Origin of the sequence: Stenotrophomonas sp. LC732, assembly GCF_052446685.1 — a bacterium.
Classification (GTDB): domain Bacteria; phylum Pseudomonadota; class Gammaproteobacteria; order Xanthomonadales; family Xanthomonadaceae; genus Stenotrophomonas; species Stenotrophomonas muris.
The window spans coordinates 4,124,761-4,141,659 of record NZ_CP199214.1 but is presented as its reverse complement, the minus strand read 5'-3'; the positions used below and the strand labels follow the sequence as shown (position 1 = coordinate 4,141,659).

The 16,899-nt window shown below is 67.2% G+C and carries 13 protein-coding genes and 1 pseudogene; 7 read left to right on the top strand and 7 right to left on the bottom strand.

Going from position 1 to position 16,899, the window contains the following annotated elements:
- Nucleotides 1-199: 199 nt before the first annotated feature.
- Both ACT6SE_RS19570 and ACT6SE_RS19565 read right to left on the bottom strand, forming a co-directional pair.
- A complete protein-coding gene (locus ACT6SE_RS19570) occupies nt 200-2,305 on the bottom strand; it encodes a phosphoglycerol transferase I (protein ID WP_046432933.1) in 2,106 nt (701 codons plus the stop codon).
- 244 nt (nt 2,306-2,549) lie between these two features.
- Nucleotides 2,550-4,199, bottom strand: a pseudogene (locus tag ACT6SE_RS19565) (ABC1 kinase family protein); the annotation flags it as partial.
- Between the two features lie 205 nt (nt 4,200-4,404).
- Between ACT6SE_RS19565 and ACT6SE_RS19560 the strand changes: the two are divergent.
- Nucleotides 4,405-5,331 carry a DUF808 domain-containing protein gene (locus ACT6SE_RS19560; RefSeq protein ID WP_014648696.1) on the top strand — a complete coding sequence of 309 codons (927 nt, stop codon included), beginning with the start codon at nt 4,405-4,407 and terminating at the stop codon, nt 5,329-5,331.
- Nucleotides 5,332-5,651: 320 nt separating this feature from the next.
- Here the strand turns inward: ACT6SE_RS19560 and ACT6SE_RS19555 are convergent, their stop codons facing one another.
- Complete coding sequence (locus ACT6SE_RS19555) at nt 5,652-7,190, bottom strand: GGDEF domain-containing protein (RefSeq protein ID WP_046432908.1); 1,539 nt, start codon at nt 7,188-7,190, stop codon at nt 5,652-5,654.
- Between the two features lie 106 nt (nt 7,191-7,296).
- On the opposite strand from ACT6SE_RS19555, the gene ACT6SE_RS19550 reads away from it, so the two are divergent.
- The 3 genes from ACT6SE_RS19550 (at nt 7,297) to ACT6SE_RS19540 (ending at nt 9,330) form a co-directional block, all read left to right on the top strand.
- Nucleotides 7,297-7,932, top strand: coding sequence for an NAD-dependent dehydratase (locus tag ACT6SE_RS19550; protein WP_153643364.1), 636 nt, complete (start codon nt 7,297-7,299; stop codon nt 7,930-7,932).
- The gene (locus ACT6SE_RS19545; RefSeq protein WP_014648693.1) at nt 7,932-8,639 is read left to right on the top strand and encodes a helix-turn-helix transcriptional regulator; all 708 of its coding nucleotides are present in this window, start codon (nt 7,932-7,934) and stop codon (nt 8,637-8,639) included. The genes ACT6SE_RS19550 and ACT6SE_RS19545 overlap by 1 nt, the downstream gene beginning before the upstream one ends.
- 304 nt (nt 8,640-8,943) lie before the next feature.
- A complete protein-coding gene (locus ACT6SE_RS19540) occupies nt 8,944-9,330 on the top strand; it encodes a VOC family protein (protein ID WP_014648692.1) in 387 nt (128 codons plus the stop codon).
- A 123-nt stretch (nt 9,331-9,453) separates the two neighbouring features.
- Here the strand turns inward: ACT6SE_RS19540 and ACT6SE_RS19535 are convergent, their stop codons facing one another.
- From ACT6SE_RS19535 to pdhA, 4 genes are read right to left on the bottom strand one after another with little or no spacing between them, the layout of a single operon-like run.
- Nucleotides 9,454-10,842 carry a dihydrolipoamide acetyltransferase family protein gene (locus ACT6SE_RS19535; protein ID WP_046432903.1) on the bottom strand — a complete coding sequence of 463 codons (1,389 nt, stop codon included), beginning with the start codon at nt 10,840-10,842 and terminating at the stop codon, nt 9,454-9,456.
- The gene (locus tag ACT6SE_RS19530) at nt 10,839-11,192 is read right to left on the bottom strand and encodes an SH3 domain-containing protein (RefSeq protein ID WP_012512332.1); all 354 of its coding nucleotides are present in this window, start codon (nt 11,190-11,192) and stop codon (nt 10,839-10,841) included. Before ACT6SE_RS19530 ends, ACT6SE_RS19535 begins: the two co-directional genes overlap by 4 nt.
- 1 nt (nt 11,193) lies before the next feature.
- A complete protein-coding gene (locus ACT6SE_RS19525; protein ID WP_005414714.1) occupies nt 11,194-12,261 on the bottom strand; it encodes an alpha-ketoacid dehydrogenase subunit beta in 1,068 nt (355 codons plus the stop codon).
- Nucleotides 12,254-13,336 (bottom strand): pyruvate dehydrogenase (acetyl-transferring) E1 component subunit alpha, encoded by a 1,083-nt coding sequence (gene pdhA / locus ACT6SE_RS19520; RefSeq protein ID WP_014648690.1) that lies wholly within the window; start codon nt 13,334-13,336, stop codon nt 12,254-12,256. The genes ACT6SE_RS19525 and pdhA overlap by 8 nt, the downstream gene beginning before the upstream one ends.
- Before the next feature lie 335 nt (nt 13,337-13,671).
- Between pdhA and ACT6SE_RS19515 the strand changes: the two genes are divergently transcribed.
- From ACT6SE_RS19515 to ACT6SE_RS19505, 3 genes are all read left to right on the top strand, one after another.
- Nucleotides 13,672-14,547 (top strand): tryptophan 2,3-dioxygenase, encoded by an 876-nt coding sequence (locus ACT6SE_RS19515; protein WP_046432899.1) that lies wholly within the window; start codon nt 13,672-13,674, stop codon nt 14,545-14,547.
- 181 nt (nt 14,548-14,728) lie between these two features.
- Nucleotides 14,729-16,228, top strand: coding sequence for a peptide MFS transporter (locus ACT6SE_RS19510; RefSeq protein ID WP_005411345.1), 1,500 nt, complete (start codon nt 14,729-14,731; stop codon nt 16,226-16,228).
- A 19-nt stretch (nt 16,229-16,247) separates the two neighbouring features.
- The gene (locus tag ACT6SE_RS19505) at nt 16,248-16,856 is read left to right on the top strand and encodes a thioredoxin family protein (RefSeq protein ID WP_046432898.1); all 609 of its coding nucleotides are present in this window, start codon (nt 16,248-16,250) and stop codon (nt 16,854-16,856) included.
- Nucleotides 16,857-16,899 lie beyond the last annotated feature (43 nt).

Here is a 16,899-nt window from a genome sequence, read left to right as displayed (position 1 = left end):
ATGCTCTTGGGGTCAGATCCGTTTTCCGGAGGAAAACGGATCTGACCCCATCTTGATTTTCGATATCTGACAGAGTGTGTCGACCAAGGTCGACACCGCCCCGCCAAACCACGGATTGCACGCTGTTGCCGTTGCTTCTGAGGTTGCCGGCCAGCGGCCGGCACTACCACGGGTGCAGGGCGCAGCCCTGCAAAGAACCCTATCCCCGTGGTCGGCTGCGCGAGGGCACCAGTGCGAACGTATCCACCGCCAGCTTCTCGGCATGGTTCAACCACGCGCGGATCTCCAGATCATCCACTTCGTGGTCCAGCCCGAACGACACGTTGATCTTGCCGTCGGCATCGGGCTGCACCCACTGCTGGGCCAGCACCACCTTGCGCTGCGAGGACACCGCCTCGATCCAGAAACCGCGATCCGGGCGCGTGCTCGCCACCAGCTGCAGCATGTACTGGCCGGCACGGGTGCGGCGGCCCTTCTGGGTGATCATGTGCGCCTGGCGCACGCTCGGGCGCGGGCCCTGGAATGCGTCCAGCGGTGCATCGACCGCGATGCCGCCGCGCAGGTCGTTGTCGCGGTACAGCTTGATGCCGTTGTCGCGGTTGACGAGCAGGGCACACCAGTCGCCGTCGGCCGAGCCGTCCTCGAATGCGGTGCAGCGATCAACATAGGCCAGCGTGTTGTCCGGATCCGCGTCATCGAACTGGCGCGAGGTGTTCTCCAGGTAGACCGACTTCAGCCCCCAGTCCTTGTCGTACTCCAGCAGCACCGGTGGCTGCACGTGCTGCAGGCCGACCACCACCTGGTCATCGCCATCGATCTTCAGTTCGCGGGTCGGTTCGCCCAGCCACAGTGAGCGGGCGAAGGCCAGATACTGCGGGTAGTCGCGGCCACCATCGCGCCGGGCCGCCACGCTGGCGCTGGGTGCGCGTTGGCTGTCGATCAGCGAGCGGCCAAAGCCCATCGTCTTCAGGTTCGGGTCCAGCAGGCTGAGCAGGGTGGCACCCGAATCCAGGGTGGTGCCGGCGTCGGCGCTGAGCTGCTGCGGGGCAATGCCATCGCCCAGGAACAGCAGCAGGTTCTCGCGCTTCTGCCGGGTCAGGATGTGGGTCAGATCGTTGGGCATCGCCAGGTGGTCGGAGGCGATCACGATCAGCGTGTCCTTGCCGTACGGGCTGGCCTGGATGCGCTGCACCAGCTGCGAGATCAGCCGGTCGCTGCACTTGAGCGCGTTGAGCATGTTGATGTTGCCGTACTGGCTCTGGTAGCGCTCGCCCTTGCACGATACCGGCAGGTGGCCCGCCGGGTGGTGGGTGTCCATGGTCAACGTGGTCAGCATGAACGGTGAACCGGCACGCGAGAGCTGCTCGAAGCGCTGGTAGGCGGTATCCAGCAGCACGTCGTCGTGCACGCCCCAGGCCGAGTAGTGGCTGCGGCCGATCTTCTTCTGCTGCTTGAACCATGCCAGGTCATGCACTTCATCGAAACCGTGGCTGGCCAGGAACTGGCCCTTGCCGGCGAACTGGCCGTTGGCACCGCCCAGGTAATGGTTGGTGTAGCCCTGCTGCTTCAGGTAGTCGCCCAGGCAGACCGCCTTGGGCAGGAAGCTGCCCATGCGGTCCATGCTGTTTTCATCGCCCTGCGAGGTGGTCAGCGGCACGCCGCACATCGACGACACCAGGCCGGCGATGGTCCAGCCGCTGCCTTCGGCCGAGGCCAGCCCACGCACGTCCAGCGACTCGGACGCCAGGCGGTTGAGGTTGGGCATCAGGCCGGGAAACACGGCCTCGTCCAGATAGGTGCGTTCCAGGCTTTCGCCGTAGATCCAGACGATGTTGCGCGGGCGCTGCAGCGGCTGCGTCGGCACCTGGTACTCAGGGGCGATGCGGGCGAAGTCGACCGGGCGCAGCTGCTGGTACAGGCGCTGGCCGTCACGGGCCAGCGGGCTGATCATGATCGTGGCCACCCACACGGCCGCGAAACCGGCGAACAACGCGCCACCGTGGCCGGGCCGGCGCCAGCGCTTCACCCGTGTGGCGAACAGTGGCAGCAGCGAGACCAGCGCCAACACGATGAAGCCGGCGATGTAGCCCTTGAAGTCGGAGACACCGGCACCTTCCATGTCGGCGCCGAGGTGGTACAGGGTGGCGGCATTGAGCCCATCACCGGACAGCTTGTCGATCAGCCACCACGCGCTGAGCATGAGCAGCAGCAGCGAGAACGCGCCGGCCTTCCACCACACCCACTTGTCGGACGCGAGGAACAACCAGCACAACAGCAACAACGACAGCAGCAGTATCCAGAGCATAGGCAGCTTCGGCAGTGACGGGGTGGTGGTGATGGACGTCGTACCGACGCGTGTCCATCCGACCGGCGCTGCCGCAAGCACATGCATGTGACAGGCCGATGACCCGATAGTGCATGCACGAACCTGACTGAAATGTTTGTTGAAATGACGCGCGCGTAATCGCGCTCAGAAGGTAAAAAGAGCGTGAAAGGGGTAGCTGGATTACATTAAAAACTGCATGAATACGGGCGTTTTCGTCGATGCGCTAGCGATGCCCGCGTTCTTCCCGTGCCCGCGCACGACGGTCGAACAGCAATGCACTGGTCACGATGCCCAGGCCGAGCACCACGCCGATGAACAACAGGATCAGGGCGATGAGCGGGTAACCGAACAGGTGCCAGCCGGTGTCGATCCTCATCATCATCGCGGCGGCCATGATCAATGCGGCGCTGATGATGCCGGCCGCCACGCGGTTGGCGATCTTCTGCAGGTTCTCCATCAGCCGCGATTCTTCCAGGCCGGTGACCTTCATCTGCAGGCGGTTCTCGGCCAGCAGCGCCATGATGTCCGACAGCTTGCGCGGCCCATCACGCAGCAGCTGCTGCAGCTCCATCGCCTCGCTGGCGATGTTGGCTGCAGACAGCGACTTCTTCAGGCGCGCACGCATCACGTGCTGCAGCTGGCGCTCGACGATGCGGCGCGTGTCCAGCTCTGGCGCCAGCAGCCGGCACACGGTTTCCAGGTTGAGCAGGGCCTTGCCGAGCAGGCTCAGTTCCGGCGGCGTGCGCAGGCCGCAGGCGGTGGCGATGCGCACCATGTCCAGCACCACGCGGCCTTCGGAGAAGCTGCCACTGGCCGCATAGCGCGCGATCAGCTGACCGGTTTCGCGCAGGTAGCGCTCTTCATCGAAGGCCTCCAGCCGCGTGCTGATACTGATCAGGTCATCGGCCACTTCCTCGCCACGGCCGTCGACCGCCGCGAACAGGATCTTCAGCAGACGCTCGCGCAGGCGCGGCGGCATGTGCGCGACCATGCCCAGGTCGAAGATCGCCAGCCGGCCGTCGGGCATCACCCGCAGGTTGCCCGGGTGCGGGTCTGCATGGATCTCGCCATGCACGAAGATCTGGTCCAGGTAGCCGCGGATCAGCGCCGCCGCCAACGGGTCCATGTCCTGCTCGGTGCGGCGTACGCCGGAGATCGCATCCACGCGCACGCCGGTGGCAAGCTCCATCGTCAGCACGCGCTGGCTGCTGTAGTCCCAGATCGGCTGCGGCACCCACAACCGGCGGAACGGCCGCAGGTGCCGTCCGAAGCGCGCCAGGTTCTCGGCCTCGGCGTGGTAATCCAGCTCCTGCATCAGGGTCTTGGCGAACTCGTTGAGCCAGTCGCGCAGGCGCACGCGGCGTCCGACCTGGGTCAGGTGATCGGCGGCCAGCGCGAAGCTGCGCAGTGCCTCCAGGTCCGAGCGCAGCTGCGCGGCCACTTCAGGCTTCTGCACCTTCACCGCCACCTGGCGGCCATCGTGCAGCACCGCGCGATGTACCTGCGCGATCGAAGCACAGCCCAACGGCTCGGGATCGAACGAGGCAAACAGCTTGTTCACCCCTACGCCCAGTTCCTGCTCGATGATCGCGTGGATGCGCTCGACCGGGATCGGCGCCACCTTCTCCTGCATGCGCTCCAGCGCCGTGGCGAACTCCACCGGCACCATGTCCGGCCGCGTGGACAGCATCTGGCCCAGCTTGACGAAGGTCGGCCCCAACGCTTCCAGGTCGCTGACGAACTGTTCCGGATTGCCGTCGGCGGGCACGTCGGCCTGGTTGCTTGCCGCATCCAGGTTCATGCCCGAAAACACGCCCGAATGGCGGTAGCGCATCAGCAGGCGCAGGATCTGGCTGCGCCGGCTCATGCCTTTGACCAGCGGGGGATTGCCATTGGCGGCGGACGGATTGCTCAAGCGGGACTCCCATGCGACGAAGACAGGTAGCGCCGGCTGCGGGCCGGCAATGTCCGGATTCCGCAGTGTCGCCGGGGGGCGGTGGGCATGCGGTGAACCCGGTGTCTTCCGCAGTCCACACCGGATCGGTCAGAATCCGCCTATTCCCTTTCTTGGACGCCCCATGGCCGGTGCCAGCCTGTTCGCCCTGCTCGACGATATCGCCACCCTGCTCGACGATGTCTCGGTGCTGACCAAGGTCGCCGCGAAGAAGACCGCCGGCGTGCTCGGTGACGATCTGGCGCTGAACGCGCAGCAGGTCACCGGGGTCAACGCCAACCGCGAACTGCCGGTGGTCTGGGCGGTGGCCAAGGGCTCGCTGGTCAACAAGGTGATCCTGGTGCCGGCGGCCCTGGCGATCAGTGCGCTGGAAGCCTGGCTGCACAGCCGCGGCTGGAACGTGCCCCTGATCGTGCCGCTGATGATGATCGGTGGTGCCTTCCTGTGCTTCGAGGGCGTGGAGAAGCTGGCGCACCGCTTCCTGCATTCGGCCGACGACGATGCCGAGCGCCAGACCGAACGCCGCAAGGCGCTGGCCGACGCGCAGGTGGACATGGTCGCGTGGGAGAAGGACAAGGTGAAGGGTGCGATCCGCACCGACTTCATCCTTTCGGCCGAGATCATCGTACTGACCCTGGGCGTGGTCGCCACCGCATCGTTCACCAACCAGCTGGTCACGCTGGCCGTGGTTGCACTGGCGATGACGGTCTTCGTCTATGGGCTGGTGGCGGGCATCGTCAAGCTGGATGACGTGGGCCTGTACCTGTCGCGCAAGGGTGGGGCTGTTGCCGCCTTCGGTCGCGGCCTGGTTGCGTCGGCACCGTGGCTGATGAAGTTCCTTTCGGTGGCCGGCACCATTGCCATGTTCCTGGTCGGCGGCGGCATCCTGGTGCACAACGTGCCGGCGCTGCACCACGCAGTACAGGCGCTGGGCGGCGAGGGCCAGTGGGGCTGGCTGGTCAGCGCGGCGGGCAACATGGTGGTGGGCATCATCGCCGGCGCCATCGTGCTGGCGGCGGTGACCGGGTTCCAGAAGCTGCGCGGCAAGTAGTCGCCGGCAGGTTCTCCGGTAGAGGCCGACCTTGGTCGGCGCTTTGTTTCCCACGCGTGCCAACCAAGGTTGGCACCTACCAAAGCGGTTCAAGGTGGTCGGCATCGTCGCCGGCGGGTTCCCCGGTAGAGGCCGACCTTGGTCGGCGCTTTGTTTCCTGCGTGTGCCAACCAAGGTTGGCACCTACCAAAGCGGTTCAGGGTGGTCGGGATCATCGCCGGCGGGTCGCCGGGTAGAGGCCGACCTTGGTCGGCGCTTTGTTTCTGCGTGTGCCAACCAAGGTTGGCACCTACCAACGTAGTTTGCTGCGGGCCGGACGGTCAGCCTGCCTGCACGCGGTTCTTGCCCTGCCGCTTGGCGGCATACAGCGCGTCGTCCGCGCGCCGCAGCAGGGTTTCGGTGTCGTCGCCGGGTTGCCATTGCGCCAGCCCGGCACTGAAATGCACCGGTACGCGCCGGTCCTGCACGGTCAGCACGCGATGCGCCAGTGAACGCTGAAGGCGCTGCACCGTGGCCATGCTGTCGGCGCCTTGGGTTTCCGGCAGCACCAGTACGAACTCGTCGCCGCCCAGCCGCGCGATGCCATCGGTGGCGCGCAGCAGCAGCTTGCAGACGGCCACCAGGTGCTGCAGCAGTGCATCGCCACCGGCATGACCATGTGCATCGTTGGTCTGGTGGAAATCATCCAGATCGATCACCGCCACGCCCAGCGGCGAGTTGTTGCGTGCGGCACGGGCCAGCTCGCGTTGCAGCAGTTCGTCCAGGCCGCGGCGGTTCAGCGCCTGGGTCAGTGGATCGATGCGTGCCAGGTCACCGGCCGCGCGCAGTTCCTGCTCCAGCTCGGCGATGCGCTGCTCGGCACGCTCCACTTCCTGCCGTGCGTTGGCCAGGTGATCGCGCGCCTGCGCGGCCTGCTGCTGCACCTTGCCGGTGTCGCGCATCACGTCCTGCAGCAGCTGGTTGAGGTCGGCGATGCTGCGCGCCTCGCGCAGCTGCAGTGCGTAGCTGCCGATGCGATCGTGGTACTCGCCGGTGCTGGTGGCCATGCCATCCATGCGCTCGATGAACTCGCCCATCAGCCCGCGCATCGCCGCCTTCGAATCGTCGATGCCCTGGCGCAGCAGGCCCTGCTTGTAGATCACTTCGCGCAGTTCGGCGCGGGTGCGCTCGACCGCCTCAGCTTCCAACGGCCCGTCCAGCAGCTGGCGTACCGCGGCGATCTGGCCCTGCAGCCAGCTGCGGTCATCCAGCAGCTCGCTCACGTTCTCCAGCAGCAGCGCGAACAGCTCCAGCAGCAGTGCCTGCTGCTCCTGCCAGCTCTCGGCACGCACGCCGACCTGGTGGCCAAGTTCGCGCACGCCCTGCTCGATCGGTTCCAGCGCCGTGCCTGGCTGCCACTGGCGCAGGTGCATGGCCAGTGCCTGCGCCTGTTCGCGCAGGTCCGGGTCGTGCTGCAGCAGCGCCACCACCGCGCCGCCCAGCAGCAGCCGCAGCTGCTCGGACAGGCGCAGGCTTTCGGGTTGCCCATCCGGCGAATGCTGTTCGATGGTGCGGATGTACTTGTCGATCAACTGGCGCATCGCGCGCCCGTAGCGCGGCCAATCGGCACTGGCCTGCGCCGACTGCAGGCGGTCGCCCATATCGCCCAGCTCGCCGGGCAGGGTGGCCATGCCGTTGGCGAACGCGGCCAGCAGCGGTTCCGGCGCGTCGGCGCCTGCGAACAGCTGCTGCAGCGCCACGCCACCGCCGCCCTGCAGCACCACGCGGTCGCCCAGCCCATCGTCCATCACCGCGCGCACGCGTGCCGGCGGCCCAAGGGCGGTACCGGGGGCAGGGCGGTGGTCGGGCTGGTCCGTCATGGAGCGAATCCTGGGGGCTGGCAGGGACTGGTTCCAGCATATCGGCGCGGCCGCCGACGGCTTGAACGGCTAGGATGGGCGACAGGATGCCGCAGTGGAGGTGGTGATGCGCGTGATGTTGCTGGGGGCGACCGGCCTGGTCGGTGGGCTGACCCTGCCCCGGCTGCTGGACGACCCGCGCTGCAGCGCCCTGATCGCCCCGACCCGTCGCCCGTTGGGCGCAGCCCACGGGAAGCTGGAGAACCCGGTACTGGCCTTCGATGCGCTGCCCGCCGCCGCCGGGTGGGCGGGCGTGGACGCGGTCATCTGCGCGCTCGGCAGCACCATTGCCCAGGCTGGCAGCCGCGAGGCCTTCCATCGCATCGACCATGATTACCCGCTGGCGTTCGCCCGTCTGGCGCAGGCGAAGGGTGCGCAGACCTATGTGCTGAATTCCGCAGCCGGTGCCGATCCGCGGTCGTCGATCTTCTACAGCCGGGTGAAGGGTGAATTGGAGCGCGATCTGCGCGCGCTGGGCTTCACCTCGTTGACCCTGGTCCGCCCAGGGTTGATCGGCGGCGAGCGCAACGAGGTGCGGCGCGGTGAGCGTCTCGCGCGGAAGGTGCTGGGCGTGCTGGGGCCGGTACTGCCGCGGGCGTGGCGGATCAACCCGGCGAGCGAGATCGCCAAGGCGCTGGTCGAGGCCGCGCTGGCCCCGCAACCGGGTGAGCACGTGGTGGCATCGAGCGCACTGGCCGGCTGATGTCGCGTGCGCTGCGCCTGACCCAGCTCCAACAGCTGCTGCGCCGCCATCGGCGGCCGGTGGCCGGCCAGGTGCTGGCCGACGCGCTGGGAGTCAGCCTGCGCACGCTGTACCGCGATATCGAAACCCTGCGCGAGCAGGGCGCCGACCTGCGCGGCGAGGCCGGCGTCGGCTACCAGCTGACGCCGAGCGATACCCTGCCGCCGATGACCCTGCCACCGGCCGAGATCGACGCGCTGGTGCTGGGCCTGCGCTGGGTTGCGGCCCGTACCGAACCCGCGTTGGCCGAAGCCGCACGCGATGCCCTGGCGCGCATCGCCCATGTGTTGCCCGCAGCGCGGCGCGAGGCCCTGCGTGACAGTGGGCTGCGGGTGGGCCCTTCGCGTGCGGCGGCCAAGGTTCCCCCAGCTCGTCTGCAGGCCGTGCGAGAGGCTGTCGGTTCACAGCAGCGCCTGAAGTTCGGCTACGAGGACGCGCACGGCCAGCGCAGCGAGCGCATCGTCTGGCCGTTCGCGCTGGGCTACTTCGATGAGGTGCCGATGCTTGCGGCGTGGTGTGAGCGCCGCGAGGATTTTCGCCATTTCCGCCTGGATCGCATCCGCCAGGTGCGCGTGCTGGAGGAGCACTACCTCGTACCACGCGCCACGCTGCTGCGGCGCTGGCAGAAGGCGCAGGGCATCGCGCCGGACTGGCTGGATCGTTCGTAGCGTCGGGTCTGCTCGACTGTCATTGCGCTTCGCTTTCTGCTGCTGGTGCGATGGGTTGGCGGCTTTTGCTCTTTGCTCTTCGATCTTTGCTCCTGGTAGGGGTCGAGCTTGCTCGACCGCCTTTGATCTTCGCGAACAGCAGTCGACCAAGCTCGACCTCTACCAGGGCAGTGGCAACGGCAGTCGAGCAAGCTCGGCCTCTACCAGAGCAGGAGCGACAGCAGTAGAGCACGCTCGCCGCTACTGACAGAATCTGTCAGCAGGGCCGTACCACCATGATCGCTCCCAACAACGGAGCTTCCCCATGTTCACGCCCAGCACCCTGCTGCAGTACGTGCGCGACGTCGCCACCAGCGCCACCTTCTACAGCGGCATCCTCGGCAAACCGCCGGTCGAGCAGTCGCCTGGCTTCGCCCTGTTCCTGCTCGGCGATGGCGCCGCACTCGGCCTGTGGCAACGCGATGACGTGCAACCGCCGGTGTCTGCGCAGGCAGGCGCCGCCGAACTGGCGATGGTGGTCGCAAACCCCGAGGCCGTGCAGCAGATGCACGATGCGTGGCGTGGGCTCGGCGTGCAGATCCTGCAGTCACCGGTGACGCTGGAGTTCGGCCACACCTTCGTCGGTGCCGACCCTGATGGCCACCGGCTGCGTGTGTACAGCCGCGCCGAAGGCATGGTCGCGCGCGATTGATCGCCCGCATTGTGTAGATCCACGCCATGCGTGGATGCCGGAAAAAAAACGCCGGGCAATGCCCGGCGTTTTCTCCAAGTCATGTGCCAACCAACGGTTGGCACCTACCGGTCAGGTGGCCGATCAGCTGGCCAGTGCCAGGTCGTCCATCATCGCGCGCAGGAAGCGGGCGGCTTCACCGCCCGTGGCTGCGCGGTGGTCGAAGGTGACCGACAGCGGGATCACCTTGTGCGCTTCCACGCCGCCCATCACCGGGGTCATCTGGTGGCGGGCACGGCCGGCACCGACGATGGCCACGCACGGCGGCACCACGACCGGGGTCGCGTAGCGGCCGGCGAACATGCCGAAGTTGGACAGCGAGATGGTGTAGCCACTCAGTTCCGACGCCGCGATCGAACGCGATTCCACCTGCTCGCGCAGGCGGTTGACGCCTTCGCGGATGCCGCGTGCGTCGAGCATGTCGGCGTTGCGCAGGGCCGGCACGAACAGGCCGTCGTCGGTGTCCACGGCGATGCCGATGTCCACCTGCGCGTGCAGGGTACGGGTCAGCGCTTCACCGTCGAACCAGGCGTTCATCGCCGGCACCTTCTGCGCGGCGACCACGATCGAACGCACCAGGCGGGCGGTGACGTCGTTGCCCGGCAGCCAGGCGTGGATGTCGGCGTCGTCGTTCAGCGTGGTCGGCACGACCTTGCTGTGCGCATCGGCCATCACGCGGGCCATGTTGCGGCGCACGCCCTTCAGCGGTTCCGGCTGGCCCTTGGCGACCACGCCCGGCGGCTGGGTACGCATCGGCTTGCCGGCGGCGGACAGCGGCGTGCGGGCTTCGCTCTGCACGGGGGCAGACACCTGCGCCGGGGCCGGCGCGGCATAGGCAGCAGCGGCAACCGGTGCCGGAGCAGCGCCGAGCTTGGCGCTGCCATTGGCGGCGGCCTGCTTGACGTCGGCCATGGTGACCGCGCCATCGGTGCCGGTAGCGGCCACGCGGCTCAGGTCCACGCCCAGCTTGCGGGCCATCGCACGCACGGCCGGCACGGCCTTGACGCCACCGACGGCCAGCGCCTGTTCGGCATGCACGGCATTGGAGCTCTGCATCGCGCCGACCACGGTACCGGCGTCATCGCGCTCGGCCGCGGCGGGCTTGGCCTCCTCGGCGGCAACCGGAGCGGCCGCAGCCGGCAGCGGCGGCGGGGTCGGTGCGGCCGCCGGTGCAGCGTGGCCATGGCTGTGGCCGGTGTCCTGGCCATCGGCACGCTGCGGCAGGTTCGGGTCCAGTTCGAAGCTGGCCAGCACCGAGCCGGTCGGGATGATGTCGCCGGCGCCGCCGGACAGCTTCAGCACCTTGCCGGAGAACGGCGAGGGCACTTCTACCACGGCCTTGGCGGTCTCCATCGACACCAGCGGCTCGTCCAGCTTGATCACATCGCCTTCCTTGACGAACCACTCGACGATGGTCGCGTCCGGCAGGCCTTCGCCCAGGTCGGGCAGGTTGAAGTTCTTGGTCTGGCTCATTTGCAGTTCTCTTCCAGCAGTTCCAGTTCGCGGGCCGGCAGCCAACCCGTCGCGCCATTGGCGCGCTCGGACCACCACCACCCGCCGTGTTCGTGATGAAGCTTCACCATCTCGCCGCTTTCCACATCCAGCTCGCGGGCGTCGTAGTCGCACAGCGCTTCGGCGCGACCCTCGTCCAGCAGCTGCAACCAGGCGATGGGCGCCCATCCAGCGCGCCCATCGTTGGTGCGTACCCAGGCAAACGCCGGCCATTCCTCGTCACGGACACCTACTTCGACGATCTGGCCGGTGCGGAACCGGAGCGGGTTGGGATACTGGCTGCGGTAAGCCCCCAGAAGGCGGGCCCGCATGTCAGCCGGCCGCCACCGCGCGCTTGGCCGCAGCCACGATCCGCTCAACGCTCGGCAGGTACTTCATTTCCAGGCGGAACAGCGGAATGTGGGTGTCGTAGCCAGTGACGCGCTCGACCGGTGCCAGCAGGTCGTAGATCGATTCCTCGGCCAGGCGCGCGGCGATCTCGGCGCCGAAGCCCGCGGTCTTCGGGGCCTCCTGCACGATCACGCAGCGGCCGGTCTTGGCCACCGATTCGGCGATGGTGGCGAAGTCCAGCGGACGCAGCGTGGCCACGTCGATGACTTCGGCACTGATGCCTTCGCCGGCCAGCTTGTCCGCCGCTTCCAGCGCTTCCTTCACCTGCGCGCCCCAGGTCACCAGGGTCACGTCGGTGCCGTCGCGCAGCACGAAGCAGACGTCCAGCGGCAAGGCTTCGCCGTCGTTGACGACCACTTCCTTGTACTGGCGGTAGATGCGCTTGGGCTCCATGTAGATCACCGGATCCGGCTCGCGGATCGCGGCCAGCAGCAGGCCGTAGGCGCGCTGCGGCGACGACGGCAGCACCACGCGCAGGCCCGGCACGTTGGTGAAGATCGCCTCGTTGGCTTCGCTGTGGTGTTCCGGCGCGCGGATGCCACCGCCCCACGGCACGCGCAGCACCATCGGGCAGTGCAGGCGGCCACGCGTGCGGTAACGCAGGCGTGCCGCGTGGCAGACGATATGGTCGACCATCGGGTACATGAAGCCGTCGAACTGGGCTTCGGCCACCGGCTTCATGCCCTGTGCGGCCAGGCCGATGGTCAGGCCGGCGATGGTGGTTTCGTCCAGCGGGGTATCGAGGATGCGGTCCGAGCCGAAGCGCTGCTGCAGCCCGGCGGTGGCGCGGAACACGCCGCCGTTGACGCCCACGTCCTCGCCCAGCACCAGCACCGACGGGTCGTGTTCCAGCTCCCAGGCCAGCGCCTGGGTGATGGCTTCGATGAGGGTGATCGGGGTGGTGGTCATGCTCTCTTCTCCGCGCGCGACCGCAGCGCTGTCGGCGGCGTTGGTGTGCGCGCCGGGCGCGCCGTTCTTGATCTCATCCATGGCGCTTCTCCAGGGCGATCGCCTGGGCACGCTGGGCCAGCAGGTCCGGCGGCGGATCGGCATACAGGAAGTCGAACATCGCCTCGACCGGCTGCACCGGCGTGTTGAGGTACAGGTTCACTTCCTCGTCCACGCGCTTGCCGCACTCGGCGACCCAGGCGCTTTCCTCATCCTCGCTCCACACACCGGCGTTGATCAGGTACTTGCGCAGGCGCAGCATCGGCTCGCGCTGCCAGGCATCCTTCACTTCGGCGTCGTCGCGGTAGCGGCGCGCGTCATCGGCGGTGGTGTGGTCGGACAGGCGGTAAGTCATCAGTTCCAGCACGGTGCCACCGTCGCCGGCCAGCGCACGTTCGCGCGCCTGCTCCATGGCAGCCAGCACGGCGATCAGGTCGTTGCCGTCCACCTGCAGGCAGTGCAGGCCGCCAGCCAGGCCCTTCTGCGCCAGCGTTTCGGCACCGGTCTGGGCCGAACGCGGGACCGAGATGGCCCAGCCGTTGTTGACGATGCACAGGATCAGCGGGAGCTTGTAGGCGCCGGCCGAATTCAGTGCCGCGTAGAAGTCGGTCTTGGAGCTGCCGCCGTCGCCGCACACCGCCACGGCGATCTGCGGTTCCTTGTTGAGCTTGAACTTCAGCGCGGCGCCTGCGGCATGCAGGCACTGGGTGGAGATCGGCACGCAGAACGGGAAGTCCTTGGCCGCGTTGCCGCCGTAATCGTTGCCGCGTTCGTCGCCGCCCCAGTACATCAGCACGTCGTGCGGGCGCACGCCACGCATGAACATCGCGCCATACTCGCGGTACGAAGGCGCGAACACGTCGTCCTTCTGCATCGCCGCGCCGATACCCACGTGCGCGGCTTCGTGGCCCAGGCAGGCGGCATAGGTGCCCAGCTTGCCGGTGCGCTGCAGTGCGATGGATTTGCTGTCGAACGTACGTACGAACAGCATCTGCTTGAACAGCGGTACCAGGACCTTGGGGTCGCGCAGCGACGCGGGCAGGTCATCGCGGACGAGTTTGCCGTCCGTATCCAGGTACTGCAGGTATTCGATCTTGAATTCAGCGGCAACCGTCATTGCGTACTGCACCTTCGACAGAGAAGTTACAAATGATATGAATCGCCATGTTAAGGAACGCGTACGGAATAGCCTTCCTGCGCCGCAACACGGCAACGCCCTGTTTTACCCCTGCCGGCGGGTGGGGGGCCAATAACAACAACGTATTCAGTCGTTGCTGCAAAGCATCAGAATACGCCTCTGGCTGACTGCTGGCGCAACGACCCGATCGGTTCCACGCGCAGGCCCCGCATCGGCCAATGCTCCACGGGGCACCGCACGCCCCGGTATGGACCCGGCGGCTGCCAGCGCGGCGGCAACGCGCTACCCTTGCCGCCCCCGATCTGGTCCCGCCCATGTCCGTCGACAACAACCAACGCGATCTCGAAGCCGGCATCCACACCGACCTGCAGGGACGCCTGACCTACGGCGGCTACCTGCGGCTGGACCAGCTGCTCAGCGCGCAGCAGCCGCTGTCCAACCCGCCGCACCACGACGAGATGCTCTTCATCATCCAGCACCAGACCTCGGAGCTGTGGCTGAAGCTGCTGGGCCATGAGCTGCGTGCCGCAATCGGCTTCCTGCAGCGCGATGAAGTCTGGCAGTGCCGCAAGGTGCTGGCGCGCAGCAAGCAGGTGCTGCGCCAGCTCACCGAGCAGTGGTCGGTGCTGGAAACGCTGACCCCGTCCGAATACATGGGCTTCCGCGACGTGCTGGGCCCATCGTCGGGCTTCCAGTCGCTGCAGTACCGCTACATCGAGTTCCTGCTGGGCAACAAGAACGCGCAGATGCTGCAGGTGTTCGAGCACGACCCGGCCGGGCAGGCGCAGCTGCGCACCGTGCTGGAGGCGCCGAGCCTGTACGAGGAATTCCTGAAGTACCTGGCCCGCTTCGGCCATGCCGTGCCGGCGGTGTACGAATCCCACGACTGGACCCAGCCGCATGTGGCCGACGACGCGCTGCAGCCGGTCTTCGAGCGCATCTACCAGGACACCGACCGCTACTGGCGCGAGTACGCGCTGTGCGAGGACCTGGTGGACCTGGAGACCGCCTTCCAGCTGTGGCGATTCCGACACATGCGCACGGTGATGCGCGTGATCGGCTTCAAGCGCGGCACCGGCGGCTCGTCCGGCGTGGGCTTCCTCGCCAAGGCGCTGGAGCTGACCTTCTTCCCCGAACTGTTCCAGGTGCGCACCAGCCTGCAGGCGGCACCCCCGGCAGAACTGGGCTGACCCCCATTCAGCTTGGACCCCGGCCATTGGCTGGATCGTTTCAGATGCAAGTTCAGCGAGCAGGCTGGCACCTGCCTCAAACGGCGTGTATTTGACGTGAACGGCAGAAGTCGGTGATCCTCGCGCGTTGCTCCAACTGCACAGCGGACGTGCTCGTCATCCACCGAACCAGGAAATCCGCATGAGCGTAAACGCCACTGCGAACACCCCAGAGCCGGCGCTGCCGGACTTCAAGACCACGCTGGGCCACCCGCGCCCGTTGTGGATGCTGTTCATGACCGAGTTCTGGGAGCGCTTTGCGTTCTACGGCATCCGCTGGGCGTTGGTGCTGTACATCGTCGCCCAGTTCTACAACGGCAGCGCTGCCGGTGAAGGCGACGCCAGCCGCATCTATGGCGCCTACCTGGCCCTGGTATACGCCGCGGCGATCTTCGGTGGCTACGTGGCCGACCGGGTACTGGGCTACCAGCGCTCGATCCTGACCGGCGCGATCATCATGGCCGCCGGCCTGTTCATGATCTCGCTGCCGCAGGAGCACATCTTCAAGCTTGGCCTGGCCACGATCATCGTAGGCAACGGCCTGTTCAAGCCCAACATCTCGACCATGGTCGGCAAGCTGTACGGCCTGAAGGACGAGCGCCGCGACTCCGGCTTCACCATCTTCTACATGGGCATCAACATCGGCGCGATGATCGCCCCGGTGCTGACCGAGTACCTGGCCCGCAAGGTGTTCGGTACCGACGCGATGCCGTCCTACAAGGTCGTGTTCATCGCCTCGGGCGTGGGCATGCTGATCTCGCTGGTGTGGTTCTACATCGGTCGCGCCGGCCTGAAGGGCATCGGTGCACCGCCGGCCGGCGCTGAAGGCTTCGGCCGCATCATCATGGTGCTGGCCGGTGCCGTGGTCGCCATCCCGGTGGCGTACTTCCTGCTGGCTACCGGTGCCACCGCGCTGGCCTGGATCCTGGGCGCGATGTTCACCGCGCTGGCCGTCCTGCTGCTGGTCGAGGGCATCCGCGAAGGCAAGGTGCAGCGCGACCGCGTGATCGCCATGCTGATCATCTTCGCCTTCAACGTGATGTTCTGGATGTTCTTCGAACAGGCCGGCAGCTCGTTCACCTTCCTGGCCGAGAACATCGTCAACCGCCAGTTCGGTGACTGGACCTTCCCGACCGCGTGGTTCCAGTCGGTCAACTCGGTGGCCATCATCACCCTGGCACCGGTCATCGCCTGGATCTGGGTGGCCATGGGCCGCGCCAATCCGTCCATCCCGCGCAAGTTCGGCCTGGGCCTGCTGTTCAACGGCGCCGCCTTCGCCCTGCTGATGTTCGCCCTGTCGCAGATGGTCGTTGACGGCAAGATCCCGTTCTGGACCCTGTTCATGGTCTACGTCATCCAGTCGGTGGGTGAGCTGTGCCTGTCGCCGATCGGCCTGTCGATGGTGACCAAGCTGGCCCCGGTGCGCCTGGTCGGCTTCGGCATGGGTGGCTGGTTCCTGTCCACCGGCATCGGCAACAACCTGTCGGGCATCTTCGCCGGCGTGGTCAGTGGTGAAGGCGGCATGACGGTCGAGTCGGCCCTGAAGGGGTATACCTTCGGGTTCTGGGCCCTGATCGGCTCCGGCGTGGTGCTGTTCCTGATCGCCCCGCTGATCAACAAGCTGATGCACGGCGTCAAGTAATGATGAGAGGGTAGAAGGCATGCGCAGCAAGCTCGGTGGTGCAATGGTGGTGGTCTGTGCGGCGCTGATCGGCGCCTGTTCGCAACCGCAACCGCCTGCCGCCGCCGAGCCCACGCAGCCCCTGGATACCCGACCCACCGAGCCACCGGTTGCTGACCCCAGCGAACCGGTGGCCTCGGGCAACACCCCGGTGGCGGCGGACATCGCCGCCATCGCCGGGCTCGGCGCGCAGTTCGACCCGGCCCGCAACCCCGCCGACGACCTGGCCACCGCCAAGGTGGAAGCCCAGCGTGGCAAGAAGCGGATCCTGCTGGAGGTCGGCAACGCCGCCTGTGAGCGCTGCCGGGCGCTGGACGACGTGGTGGAAGGCAACGGCGACCTGCGTCGCTTCCGCGATGCCCACTACGTGTGGGTGAAGGTCAACGCCAGCGACGAGCAGCCCAACACCGCCTTCTTCGCCCAGTACCCGGTGATGGCTCGCGACTACCCGTACCTGCTGGTGCTCGATGCAGATGGCGGCCTGCTGGTATCGCAGGCCACCGGCGAGCTGCGCAGGGGCGAGGCGTTCCAGCCTGCGCGTGTGAGTGCCTTCCTCAAGCAGTGGGCGCCTACCGTTGGTCGGCACTGAGGCGCATCCACGCCTGGCGCGGATCTACTGCGCGCACCGTCAC